Here is a 12,753-nt window from a genome sequence, read left to right as displayed (position 1 = left end):
TAGCATGAGTAAAAAACCGATTACGCAAAACGAAATCAACAACATAGTATGGAAGGCATGTGACACCTTTAGAGGTGTTATTGATCCCTCACAATACAAGGATTATATCCTGACCATGCTATTCGTAAAGTATGTATCTGATGTATGGAAGGATAAAAAGGATTTCTATGCTGAGAAATACAATGCCGATGAGGTACGAGTGGAAAGAGCATTGAGAAACGAGCGTTTTCAAGTACCTGAAACCTGCATGTTTGATTACCTCTTTGAGCACCGCAATGCAGCCAATGTAGGCGAGCTGATTAATACCGCTTTGGAAAGCATGGAAGATGCCAACCGCAGTAAGTTGGAGCGAGTGTTCAGAAACATAGATTTCAACTCCGAATCCAATCTCGGACAAACCAAAGACCGAAACAGAAGACTCAAAAACCTGTTGGTTGACTTCTCCGCTTTAGACTTGCAACCCTCCCATTTGGAGGATAATGATGTAATCGGTGACGCTTATGAATACTTGATTGAAAAATTTGCCAGTGATGCTGGCAAGAAAGCGGGAGAATTTTATACGCCAGCTCAGGTATCTAAACTCTTAGCCAAGTTACTTAACCCTCAGCCCGGTGACAGGATCATAGACCCTACATGCGGTTCGGGTTCTTTGCTGATCAAACTATCCAAACAAGTAGGTAGTAAGAACTTCTCACTTTATGGTCAGGAAATCAACGGCAGTACCTGGGCTTTGGCTCGTATGAATATGTTCCTACATGAGATTGATGATGCAACTATAGAATGGGGCGACACACTCAACAACCCTAAACTACTGGAAAATGACAGCCTACTCAAAGGAAACATAGTTGGGGCAAATCCACCATTTTCATTGGATAAATGGGGAGCAGACAATGCATTATCTGACCAGTTTACCCGATTCCACAGAGGCATACCACCCAAAAGCAAAGGTGATTACGCTTTTATCTCTCACATGATCGAATCTACTTACCACGATACCGGTCGTGTAGGTGTAATCCTACCTCATGGTGTGCTATTTAGAGGAAGCAGTGAAGGTAAAATCAGGCAGCAATTGATTGAAGAAAACCTTTTAGAAACAGTGATCGGCCTGCCTGCTAACCTCTTCTTCGGTACAGGTATTCCAGCTGCCATTTTGATATTTAATCGTGCTAAAGGGAACAACAAGGATGTGCTCTTTATAGATGCCAGCCAAGGTTTCGAATCAGGCACTAACCAAAACCGACTGCGTGATTCTGATATTGACAATATTGTAAATACGTATAGGGCATTTCAGGAAGAGACTCCCTTGACTAGTGTGGAAGGAAAAGTTATAGAGGAAAAATATGCTTATAGAGCTTCTATTCAAGAAGTGGAAGAAAATGAATTCAACCTGAATATCCCTCGATATGTGGACACTTTTGAGGAGGATGAAGAAGTGGATATTCCTGCTACTCAAATCAATATCGCCGAATTAAAAAAGGAATTAGTGGCAGTTGAGCAACAAATGAATGATTACTTAAAAGAACTGGGGTTTTGATGAGCATTGAAAATGAAATACCAACTGGTTATCAAAAAACCAAAGTAGGAATCATTCCAATTAATTGGAAAACATTTCATTTATCTGAAATATTGATAACAACAAGGCTTGGAGGTAACTACGAAAACTCTGGAAACAATACTGGTTTACCATTAATAAAAATGGGGAACATTCTTCGTGGAAAGGTAAGTGTACAACATTTACAATACATACCTTCTGATAGTAGATATGATGAAAAAGATATATTGAATGAAGCGGATTTGCTTCTCAATACACGAAACACATTGGATTTGGTAGGCAAAGTGGCAATCTGGAAATCAGAACTACCTCAAGCTTTGTATAACTCAAATTTGTTGCGTTTAGAGTTTGATCAAACTCAAGTTTATTCTAATTATTTCATGAACTATGCTATGAATTCGCATTACGCGGTTTCACAGCTCCGTGGATTTGCAACTGGCACAACCAGTGTGGCGGCAATTTATAGCCGTGATTTGAATTTATTAAATATTGCGTTACCACCCCTTCCTGAACAACAAAAAATAGCTGAAATTCTCAGTAAATGGGACAAAGCCATTTCAACACAAAGTCAATTACTAATTGAGAGCTTAAGCCGAAAAAATGGTTTAGAACAAAAAATACTATCAGGCAAAAAACGCTTTCTGGAATTCATAAATAGTAGTTCTTCAATAAAAACACCCATTGGTGAACTGCCAGAAGACTGGCAACTTAAGCACATATCAGATATTACCCAAAGAGTAAAAAAATCAATTACCCCTGAGCCGGAAACGGTTTACAGGGAAATTGGCATTCGTTCGCACTGCAAGGGCATATTTCACAAAGAAGAAATAACCGGAGCTAGCTTGGGTAACAAGTCAGTTTTCTGGATTCAGCCAGATTGCTTTGTTGTCAACATCGTATTTGCATGGGAACATGCCGTTGCAAAAACCACAGAAGCAGAGGTGGGCATGATTGCTTCGCACCGCTTCCCTATGTATAAGCCTAAGAAAGGAGTTCTTGATTTGGACTACCTTTTATATTACTTCAAAACAGCCAGAGGAAAGCACCTTTTAGGCTTAGCCTCTCCCGGTGGAGCAGGGCGAAACAAAACCTTGGGTCAAGGAGAATTTGCAAAGCTAAAAATTCCAGTTCCTTCATTAGCAGAGCAGAAAAGAATTGTAGCGGTACTTTCTGAGTCAGATAGAGAAATTGAATTACTGAAGAAACAAATAGCAGCACTTAAAGAGCAAAAGAAAGGCTTAATGCAAAAGTTGTTGACGGGGGAGTTAAGGGTCAAGATAAATTAATTTAAAAAAATGACTTTGACTAAATATACACTAACGAGGAAAGTAGCGGTAATCCATGCTATTAAATGCAACAAAGCCCGAAACTTCAACGAGGCAACACAATCGAGCAATAAGCTTTCTGATTTAACTAAGGAAATTTATGATGCAAATGATTCAGATCTTCTAAAGATAAATTCTTCTATTGATATCTGGTCCATCCAAAGCCCAATTGCTAATGAAATGGAAATTGAACGACTGATGAATAGAATAATTAATGCATAATAAGCCCTTTAAAATATTATCGATTGATGGTGGAGGTATAAAAGGCCTTTACAGTGCCTCTATTTTGGCTAGGCTAGAAGAAAAAGCAGGAGTTAAATCCGGTGATTGCTTCGATATGATTTGCGGTACATCTACAGGAGGATTGATTGCATTGGGTTTAGCCAATGAAATGAGTGCAAATGATTTAGTGGAACTCTATCTTAAAAATGGGAAGGGAATCTTCCCTACTGCTGAGAATCGACAGCTCAGATGGATTCAACGTAAGATAATTCAGGTCGCCACTCAAACTTTTTTTTGGGGGAAATTCGGTAATAAAAACCTAAAAAAAATTCTTGAAAGCACTTTCGGTGAGACAACACTAGGACAATTACAGAACCTCGTGCTGATACCGAGCTTTAATCTCACTTCTGGAATGCCTCGAACATTTAAGTTCCCCCACAAGGAAGGAGACTTTTTTATGGATAAAAACATCAAACTAGTGGATGCTGCATTGGCAACGTCTGCTGCTCCCACTTATTTTCCAATCCATAGCATTGATGACACATTATTTATTGATGGTGGTGTTTGGGCCAATAACCCGTCATTATGTGGCCTTTTAGAAGCCATTAAGTATTTCGTTGGTGAAGGTAAGGAGTATTCACATGTGGAAATCCTTTCTATTGCCAGTATTTCTCAGTCCAGCGGCTGGACTTCAGGTGTGAGAAAAAAAAGATCCTTTATTGGCTGGAGGGAAAAATTGATTCAAACCTCTATGGATGGTCAGGCATTTTTTACCCACTTTTTCCTTGACACTGCTATCCATCATTTTGACACCAAATCTCGATATGTTAGGATCGAATCACCAAAACTATCTTCAGATCAAATGAAGGTTTTGGCTATGGATAGAGCAGATCTAAATGTATTGACCACATTGAAATCACTTGGCAATCAAGATGGATACACAGCTTCCAATAATGCCAAAGTCATGCAATTCTTCAAAACGAAAAAAACATATTTAACCCAATAAGCTATGTCAAACTGCCACAATCTTTTCCAAACCTTTAATAACAACCTGAATATAACTTCTACTAAGAAGTCTAACATCATGACATCCCGGGAAAAGTTACAGGACAAGATTAGAAATCATTTTAAGGAAAAACACCCCGACTACAAACCCAAGTTTCGTGGCCAAGGCTCCTATTATATGGGTACAATGATCCGAACGAAAGATGACACCTGTGACCTAGATAATGGAGTTTACTTCTTTCCCAAACCTAACGAAACTGCCACTACAATGCAGAATTGGATTTGGGATGCAGTGGAAGACGCTACTTCTGAAAACCCACTACACAGAGCAAAATGTGTAAGAGTTATTTACAAAGGCGACTATCATATTGACCTACCAGTTTATTACAAAGAAAGCGAGTCTAATGATGCAGAAAACCCTCACCTAGCTATAAAAAACACAGGATGGTCTAAAAGTGACCCAAAAGAGTTTAAGGATTGGTTTAATGATAAAAAGGACTCAAAAGGTCAGCTTGTTCGAACTGTTAGATCCTTAAAAGCATGGTGCGATAACAGAGATGAAAAAATGCCGAATGGGCTAACAATGACGGTTCTTGCAAGCAACAACATTAAATACAATGATAGAGATGACATTTCTTTGAGGGATACGATTAAAGAAATTAGAAGTAGTTTAAAATCATCTTGGTCATGTATTATGCCAACCACCCCAAAAGACGACCTTCTCGAAAACTATAATGGTGACAAGGATTACTTTTTTGAACAAATAGATTCATTTATAAAAGATGCAGATACGGCAATTGATGAAGAAAAAAATCAATTGAAAGCTAGTAACCTTTGGCAAAGACATTTGGGATCATACTTTCCTAATGGAGAGGATAAAGATGCTGACAAACAAGCCAATTCTTTAGCGGCAATTGCTGCGACTATTTTGAGCAAAAGTGCGAAAACAGATAGAGATGGTAACATACAAGAATCGACAGGGGTTGAACATAAACCTCACAGGAATTACGGAGGATAAATGGCTTACCATAAAAAATATCGTCCAAATCCAATTGTCATTGCCAATGTTGAGAAAAAGCTCATTGAAAAGCACTACGACTTTCTAAAATGTAAGATTAATAATGGTATGCTTTACTGTTATGGAAAGTATCAGCCTACTGAAGAATCAATTACTTATTCCTACAGAATTAAATATGCTCCTTTATGTAAGCCAAAGATTACGGTAACTGATCCTGTCATTACATACAATGACGATATACATATCTATCCTCAAGATAATAGTTTATGTCTATATCATAAGACAGACCTTGTTTGGGATGCTACTCATCATTTGTTTGATACAATTATCCCTTGGACTCATGAATGGTTTGTCTTTTACGAACTCTATCAGTTTACGGGTAAATGGCTACACCCTGAAGTTCGACATAAAAAAAGTGATAAGAAATGAATCCATGGTTAATAAGACTTATAGTTCTAGGAATTACCTACGTTGTTGGTAAGGAGGTATTTAAATCTGATGAAAAATTCGAGATTACAGATCATTCCAATTGTGATGACTTCTTTAAAAAGTTCAATCAAGCTATAACCATTCATCCAGATAAAGCAGCAAAGCTCAGACGTGCACATAATACGATTCGTTCAAAAGTTAGTTGCTATTTAAAAAAATACACAAGCCTTCCTATTCCCAGTTTCTATATACAGGGGTCTTATAAAATGGGGACTATCATCGAAAACAGAAGCACAATTTGTGATATAGATCTCGCAGTGCTATTCCCGAAAGACCCAGGAATATATGTTGAAACCATTCAAAATCACATTAAAAATGCCCTCATTGGGCATACTAGCAAAGGAGTTTCTAATAAAATGAATTGCGTACGATTAAACTATGTTCGAGACTTCCATATTGATCTACCAATTTATTACAAAGACAAAAATTCAGATAAAACATATTTTGGAGCCAGAGGACATGATTGGGAGGAATCAGATCCCAAAGCTTTTATAGCATGGTTTAAAAAAGAGACTTCCAATAATCCTCAGTTAATTCGAATTATTCGATATTTAAAAGCTTGGGCTGATCACACAAAAACTAAGACAGGTAAGAAGTTTCCTAGTGGACTTGCTTTGACCCTCTGGGCAATCAAGAGTTATGAAAAAAATAGTCGTGATGATGTTGCATTTTTCAACACTTCATCTGCGATAATGGAATATTTACACAAAAAAAAGACATGGAATGCAATTATGCCTGTTGCTCCTGGTGATGACGTAATGCATCGACTTACTTCATCCCAAAAGGAAGACTTTTATGATGAAATTGGTGAAATGGTTTCATTGGCAGCAGATGCTGTTAGTGCTCCTAATAAATTAAAAGCCAAAGCAAAGTGGAAAAGTATATTTGGTGAGAGGTTTTAATAGTCAAGAATAATGATAGAAAATCTGAAGCAATCTTTTAAGAAGTTTAAAGCTGACGCTTTATCCAAAGTCTTTTATGATGTCATGAAATGGATTGTGATTGGTTTAACAGGCTTGATAATTACAGACTTACTTCCAATTGGAACAATAAAAGACTTTTTTCAAGGCACTGTACTCTTCACCAATTTTCAAGTAATATTTTCTTGCTTACTTCTAATATTGAGTTCTGTGGTCTTTGTATCACTCTTTTATAATAGAAATTATAGAATATTCAAAGAGCAAAATCAAATTGATGAATTAACAGGGCTGAAAAATCACAAGGCCTTAGAGGAATATATTGAAGATAGATTACAGTATTATCGCAAAAATGGAGGTTCAATGTCCATCATACTTATGGATATTGATGACTTCAAAAATTTCAACACTAAATATGGCTACAATACTGCCGACAGAATTCTTGGAAAAGTGGGAGAGTTTTTGGGAAGTGATAAGAGAGCCACGGATGAAACTTTTAGAAAGTTCTCGAGAGGTGATGAGTTTGTAATTATTACCAATAATACATCCTTGTCAGGTGCTGTCCAAGCAGCAGAGCGTAAACGGATTTTTATTGAAAGCATTTCATTTATGGTTGAAAAGACATCCTATAATTTGACTGTTTCCTGCGGAGTTACTGCATTAAAACCATTGGAGGATGATTATTTAAGTTTAACTGACAGGGTTAATAATGCTCTTTTGGAAGCAAAAAATTTAAAAGGTAAGAACTGTACAAGATCAACTATTTAACAATTTTGTTAATGAACACTCAACTTACTCCCTCCTCTATCCAAAGCCTTATCCAATCCGGAGAAGGTTACAACGCAGAGTTTAAAATCCGAGTACCTAGCAAGCTTAAGGAATTGAGTGAAGAAATCTGTGCTTTTGCAAATGCCGCAGGTGGGGTGTTGTTGATTGGGGTGAGTGATGACAATCAGATTCATGGAGCGGAAATCGACAATGCTAAACGATCCGCCATCCAAAATTCACTAAACGAAATCAACCCCCATATTCCCACTATCCTCTGCCCGGTGGAAGTGGAAGGGAAAACTGTTTGGGTAATTGAGGTGAACAGTGGCACACAGAAACCTTATGTACTATCCGGGGCGATATACGTCAGGCAAGGCCCAAACACCCAAAAGCTCACAACAGTAGAGCAAATGCGGGATTTCTTCCAACAATCCGACCGCATCTATTTTGATGAAGCCCCCTGCCCCACCTTCGATCTCTCCAGGGATATGGACTTAAGTTGGTTTGAAGAATTCCGCCTTGAAAGTGGGTTGTCCAAAACGGTTTCGCAGCAACAAATCATCCAAAATCTCAGATTGGTCCTACCTGATGGAAATGTAAAAAACGGAGGAGCATTATTCTTTGGATCAGCACCTGAGCTGTTTGTGGAAACAGCTGTGGTTCGCTGCATTGCTTTCGAAGGTGTGACAAAAACACAGATCATAGATGATAAGGTATTTGGTGGGCCTTTGATGAAACAATATGGACAGGCTATGCAATGGCTAAAAAACAAACTGGATGTACGCTATGAAATAGAAGGCAGTGGTCCTAGGAAAGAAATTTGGGAAGTTCCAGAGACAGCTTTGAAAGAAGCCATAATCAATGCCCTTTGTCATCGGGATTATTACGATAAAGGAGCAAAAATCACCATTGAGCTTTTTAAAGACAGAGTGGAAATTTCCAACCCAGGAGGTTTAACCAGCGCTATCTCTCCTGCTGATTTTGGAACCAAAAGCCATAGCCGAAACCCATTGATTTTCGGGCTTTTTGTCCGCATTCACATGGTCGAGCAAGTAGGCTCCGGGATTGGTAGAATCAGGGATCTGATGAAATCTACCAAACTTCCAGATCCTGTGTTCAGGACTGAAGGGATGTTTACAGTTGTTCTCCACAGAACTGTGGAAGAAACTGTGGAAGAAACTGTGGAAGAAACTGTGGAGATAATTCTAAACGCCATGAGAAATAATCCCATGGTTACAGCTAAGGACTTGGAATCACTCACGGGTTTGACAAGGCGGGGGGTAGAATATCATATTGATAAGCTTAAAAAAGAAAAGCGAGTCAGGCGAGTAGGCTCTACTAAAGGCGGTAGCTGGGAACTTTTAACTCATCATTCTTAATTCATCATTCAAAAAATGGCAGTACCCTCATTCAAAGAAGACCATATCTCACAGCTTCCAGCATTGAAGCTATTGATGAATATGGGCTGGAAATACCTGACTCCTGAGCAAGCTCTGGAAGACCGGGGAAGAAGAACATCCAATGTGTTGCTGGAGACGATTTTGAAGGAGCAACTTCAAGTCATAAACACCATCGAATACAAGGGAAAGGAGTTCCCCTTTTCTGATGCCAATGTAAACAATGCGATTCTTTCTATTCGTGATCTTCCGGTTCAAGACGGTTTTTTAGCAGCCAATAAAGCTTTTTATGAGCTTATCACCCTAGGCAGAAGCTTTGAGCAAGCTGTACTAGGCGACAAGAAAAGTTTCTCATTCCAATACATTGATTGGAAGCACCCAGAAAATAACACTTATCACGTATCAGAAGAATTTAGTGTACTTAGAAGTGGCAGCAGCGAGCATTACCGCCCGGATATCGTATTATTCATCAATGGTATTCCTGTGGTGGTCATTGAGTGTAAAAGTCCCAATATCAAAGACCCGATTGATAAGGCAATAGAGCAACATTTGAGAAATCAACAAGAAGATGGTATTCGCTCCTTGTATCAATACTCTAATCTGGTCATGGCCTTGGCAAGTCATGAAGCTAAATATGCAACAACAGCCACTCAAAAGGAATTCTGGAGCTTCTGGAGAGAGCTTTTTAAAACTAAAGCTGAAGAATCCGCATGGATCGAAAAGCTTCAAACTTTAAAAAATCAGCCCCTAGCTTCAAATGAACGAACAACACTTTTTAAGGAAAGGTATAAGCATGTCTGGACTTACTTCCAAAATCTGGAAAAGGAAGATCAGACAGTTACAGAACAAGACAAACTACTCTTTGCTGTTTGTCAGCCTAAACGTATATTGGACATATTCTTCAACTTCACCTTGTATGATGACGGAATAAAAAAAGTAACTCGATATCAGCAGTATTTTGCGGTGCACAATACCTTGGATAAGGTGGTTAAAACAGACCATAAAGGTCTGAGAACAGGTGGAGTGATCTGGCATACCCAAGGAAGTGGAAAATCCCTTACTATGGTTATGCTGGCACAATTAATCGCTACCAATCCACACATCAAGAACCCTAAGATAATTCTGGTCACTGACCGCATTGACTTGGATGATCAGATCACAGATACCTACAAAAAATGTCAAATACCCGTTGAAAATGCGCAGTCAGGCAAGCATTTGGTTGAGTTACTATCAAGTACAGGTGACACGGTGATCACCACATTGATCCACAAATTTGAAGCTGCTGTCAACCGTGCAAAGGAAGGCTTTGACTCTCCGGACATTTTCATATTAGTGGATGAAGGCCATAGAAGCCAATACGGCACCTTCAATATCAAAATGCAAAAAGTGTTTCCAAAAGGCTGTTTTATCGCCTTCACAGGAACACCTTTAATGAAAAAAGAGAAAAGTACAGCTAATCGATTTGGTGGATTGATAGATGTATATTCCATCACTGATGCAGTAGAAGATGGAGCAGTAGTTCCTTTACTCTATGAGGGGCGCCATAATTTAATTGAGGTCAATGAGAAGCCGCTCGACAATTATTTTGATCGGGTCTCAGAACCCCTTACTCCCTACGGTAAAGCTGCACTAAAGCGGAAGTTCAGTTCCAAAAACCAATTGAATAAAGCGGAAGAAATTATCTATGCAAGGGCATGGGACATTTCGGATCATTTTGAACAACATGTACAGGACATATTTTTTGGTAGTTTAAAAGCAAAAGGTCAACTCGTAGCCTCTAATAAAACCACAGCACTGAGATACAGAAAATTCATCAAGGAAATCGGTAAGGTCTCCTGTGAAGTGTTAATCTCTGGACCGGATGTCCGGGAAAACCATGACGATGCGTTTGAGGAAAGTGAAGATTTGATCTTGAAATTCTGGAAAGCTATGATGGACAAATATGGCAATGCAGAAAAATATGAGAAAGCTCTGATCAACTCATTCAAAAAGAAAGACCATCCTGAAATCATTATTGTGGTGGACAAACTGCTCACGGGTTTTGATGCGCCGAACAACTATGTGCTATATCTTACCAGACAACTAAAAGAACATACCCTGTTGCAAGCCATAGCTAGGGTCAATAGATTGGCTCCTGGTAAAGAACATGGATTAATCCTCGACTACTATGGAAACCTTTCTAATCTGGACACAGCTTTGGAAGCCTATGCAGGTGCAGAAAACTTTGATTCTGATGACCTCGATGGCGCATTGACCAATATCAGTGAAGAGCTCAAAAAATTACCTCAGGCTCATTCTGAAGTTTGGGACATCTTCAAGGAAATAAAGAACAAATATGATGAACCGGCTTATGAAACCTTATTGAAAGATGATGCCATCAGACATACCTTTTATGAAAAAGTATCAGCTTTTGCACGTTTGTTGAAATTAGCACTTTCGAGTTTTGAGTTCATCAACAAAACACCTGAACAGCAACTCAACAAGTACAAACAGGATGCTAAGTTCTTTCTTGGACTACGGATCTCTGTCAAGCGAAGGTATTTTGACGATCTTGAATACAAAGAATATGAACCACAGGTCCAGAAGTTGATCGATAAGCATATCACCACAGAAGGCGAAATTCTTCGCATCACAGATTTGGTCAACATTTTTGATAAGGAAGAAAGAGATCGGGAAGTTGAAAAACTAACCTCTAAGGCTGCCAAAGCAGATCATATAGCCAGCAGGACCATCAAAGCCATCAACGTAAAAATGAGCGAAGATCCTGTTTACTATAAAAAACTATCAAGACTTATTAGAGATACCATAGATGATTATCACCAACACCGCATTTCTGAAGCAGACTTTTACAATAAATCCAGGAATTACGAAGATCAATTTCACAATGGCAGGCAGGATAATGCACCTGAAAACCTGGTTGGAAATGACACAGGAATTGCGATATATAACCTCATAAACGAGATATTTAAGGGACACCTCAAAAGTACGGAAGGCACTCAAAATACAGCTGCTTTGATGGCAGAAGGTATCGACCAGGTCATCAAATCCATTGTCTTTGAAAACGGGAAACCAATTATTGATTGGGTAACCAAATCGGATATTGAAGGGAGGATTAATATTGAGATTGACGACTATTTATACGAATTAAAGGCGCAGCATGATCTTGAGTTACCTTTTGATCTAATAGATGAATTGATAGAAGAAGGATTGAAGATTGCCAAGTTGAAATATGTCTGAAATAACAACCATAGAATCCTTGGTATTTGGCTCCAGAGAGATCAATTATGAGCTATCTTATCAGGAACGAAAAAGCCTAGGTATCCGGGTTTACCCAGACTGTAGGGTCAAGGTTATTGCTCCTTTGAATACTTCTGAGGAAAACTTAACCGCTAAGCTCAGAGAGAAAGCACCCTGGATCATCAAGCAACAGCTAGAGTTTCTATCTTATCATCCATTGACCCCGCCGAGAAAATATATCAATGGAGAAACCCATCTCTATTTAGGGAGACAATACAAGTTGAGAATCGAACAAGCGCCCACTAATGAAGTAAAGTTATTCAGGGGAAGACTATTGGTAAATAAAAAAGCCAAATCATCTACCAAAAACCTGCTCTCTGGGTGGTATAGAGAAAAAGCAATGGAGCATTTTGAAGAATCCCTTAAAAAAATAGTACCACTTTTCTCAAGGCACAACATCCATCAGCCTGAGCTTCAGATAAGACAAATGCCTACCAGATGGGGAAGCTGTACACCTAAAGGAAAAGTGATTCTAAATCCCGAACTGATCAAAGCTCCCAAAGGAAGTATTGAATACGTGATTATTCATGAACTATGTCACCTGATTCACCATAATCATACACGCGCTTTTTATACTCTGCAGGAAACCATTATGCCAGACTGGAAAAAGTGGAAAGAAAGATTGGAGCATTTGCTAGTTTGATGTTGTTTCTATACAAGCCCTTTTGCCAAAATGGAAGTTTCGGCAGTACAGTCCAAAAACATCTACTTCACTCCCGCTCACTTCATTTTTGATTCTAAATTAGTGAACATCCTAAATTTG

At 38.7% G+C, this 12,753-nt stretch carries 11 protein-coding genes; all 11 read left to right on the top strand.

Translation table 11 applies throughout. The features are described from left to right. The first annotated feature begins 4 nt into the window (after positions 1-4). Genes ESV85_RS05740 through ESV85_RS05690 form a run of 11 tightly spaced genes read left to right on the top strand, consistent with a single transcriptional unit; the run spans position 5 to position 12,633 of the window. Positions 5-1,534 (top strand): type I restriction-modification system subunit M, encoded by a 1,530-nt coding sequence (locus ESV85_RS05740; protein ID WP_146915614.1) that lies wholly within the window; start codon positions 5-7, stop codon positions 1,532-1,534. Continuing rightward, entirely contained in the window at positions 1,534-2,838 is a 1,305-nt protein-coding gene (locus ESV85_RS05735; RefSeq protein WP_146915612.1) for a restriction endonuclease subunit S, read from the top strand. Before ESV85_RS05740 ends, ESV85_RS05735 begins: the two co-directional genes overlap by 1 nt. A 9-nt stretch (positions 2,839-2,847) precedes the next feature. Further along, positions 2,848-3,099 carry a hypothetical protein gene (locus ESV85_RS05730; RefSeq protein WP_146915610.1) on the top strand — a complete coding sequence of 84 codons (252 nt, stop codon included), beginning with the start codon at positions 2,848-2,850 and terminating at the stop codon, positions 3,097-3,099. Beyond that, on the top strand, positions 3,092-4,105 hold the full coding sequence (locus ESV85_RS05725; protein WP_146915608.1) for a CBASS cGAMP-activated phospholipase: 1,014 nt from the start codon (positions 3,092-3,094) through the stop codon (positions 4,103-4,105). Before ESV85_RS05730 ends, ESV85_RS05725 begins: the two co-directional genes overlap by 8 nt. Positions 4,106-4,108: 3 nt before the next feature. Further along, positions 4,109-5,122: a CBASS cGAMP synthase gene (locus tag ESV85_RS05720; RefSeq protein WP_146915606.1), complete on the top strand. Its 1,014-nt coding sequence runs from the start codon at positions 4,109-4,111 to the stop codon at positions 5,120-5,122. Further along, positions 5,123-5,551 (top strand): hypothetical protein, encoded by a 429-nt coding sequence (locus ESV85_RS05715; RefSeq protein ID WP_146915604.1) that lies wholly within the window; start codon positions 5,123-5,125, stop codon positions 5,549-5,551. After that, positions 5,548-6,513, top strand: a complete 966-nt coding sequence (locus ESV85_RS05710; RefSeq protein WP_146915603.1) for a CBASS cGAMP synthase — start codon at positions 5,548-5,550, stop codon at positions 6,511-6,513. The genes ESV85_RS05715 and ESV85_RS05710 overlap by 4 nt, the downstream gene beginning before the upstream one ends. Before the next feature lie 12 nt (positions 6,514-6,525). Further along, complete coding sequence (locus tag ESV85_RS05705) at positions 6,526-7,296, top strand: GGDEF domain-containing protein (protein WP_146915601.1); 771 nt, start codon at positions 6,526-6,528, stop codon at positions 7,294-7,296. Positions 7,297-7,307: 11 nt separating this feature from the next. Continuing rightward, a complete protein-coding gene (locus tag ESV85_RS05700) occupies positions 7,308-8,675 on the top strand; it encodes a helix-turn-helix domain-containing protein (protein WP_146915599.1) in 1,368 nt (455 codons plus the stop codon). Positions 8,676-8,690: 15 nt separating this feature from the next. Beyond that, entirely contained in the window at positions 8,691-11,930 is a 3,240-nt protein-coding gene (locus tag ESV85_RS05695) for a type I restriction endonuclease subunit R (RefSeq protein WP_146915597.1), read from the top strand. Then, positions 11,923-12,633, top strand: a complete 711-nt coding sequence (locus ESV85_RS05690; RefSeq protein WP_146915595.1) for a M48 family metallopeptidase — start codon at positions 11,923-11,925, stop codon at positions 12,631-12,633. The genes ESV85_RS05695 and ESV85_RS05690 overlap by 8 nt, the downstream gene beginning before the upstream one ends. The last annotated feature ends 120 nt before the right edge of the window (positions 12,634-12,753 follow it).

It is taken from the genome of Algoriphagus aquimarinus (assembly GCF_007997215.1).
In the GTDB taxonomy this organism is placed as follows: Bacteria; Bacteroidota; Bacteroidia; order Cytophagales; family Cyclobacteriaceae; genus Algoriphagus; species Algoriphagus aquimarinus_A.
Note: the sequence above shows the minus strand (reverse complement) of the source record. Positions and strands in the feature narration are given on the sequence as shown.

Excerpts from the sequence above, each read along its gene's own strand:
- ESV85_RS05725 (WP_146915608.1), top strand. The coding sequence starts at position 3,092 with ATGCATAATAAGCCCTTTAAAATATTATCGATTGATGGTGGAGGTATA.
- ESV85_RS05690 (WP_146915595.1), top strand. The coding sequence starts at position 11,923 with ATGTCTGAAATAACAACCATAGAATCCTTGGTATTTGGCTCCAGAGAG.
- ESV85_RS05695 (WP_146915597.1), top strand. The coding sequence starts at position 8,691 with ATGGCAGTACCCTCATTCAAAGAAGACCATATCTCACAGCTTCCAGCA.
- ESV85_RS05740 (WP_146915614.1), top strand. The coding sequence starts at position 5 with ATGAGTAAAAAACCGATTACGCAAAACGAAATCAACAACATAGTATGG.
- ESV85_RS05720 (WP_146915606.1), top strand. The coding sequence starts at position 4,109 with ATGTCAAACTGCCACAATCTTTTCCAAACCTTTAATAACAACCTGAAT.
- ESV85_RS05735 (WP_146915612.1), top strand. The coding sequence starts at position 1,534 with ATGAGCATTGAAAATGAAATACCAACTGGTTATCAAAAAACCAAAGTA.
- ESV85_RS05730 (WP_146915610.1), top strand. The coding sequence starts at position 2,848 with ATGACTTTGACTAAATATACACTAACGAGGAAAGTAGCGGTAATCCAT.
- ESV85_RS05700 (WP_146915599.1), top strand. The coding sequence starts at position 7,308 with ATGAACACTCAACTTACTCCCTCCTCTATCCAAAGCCTTATCCAATCC.
- ESV85_RS05715 (WP_146915604.1), top strand. The coding sequence starts at position 5,123 with ATGGCTTACCATAAAAAATATCGTCCAAATCCAATTGTCATTGCCAAT.
- ESV85_RS05705 (WP_146915601.1), top strand. The coding sequence starts at position 6,526 with ATGATAGAAAATCTGAAGCAATCTTTTAAGAAGTTTAAAGCTGACGCT.
- ESV85_RS05710 (WP_146915603.1), top strand. The coding sequence starts at position 5,548 with ATGAATCCATGGTTAATAAGACTTATAGTTCTAGGAATTACCTACGTT.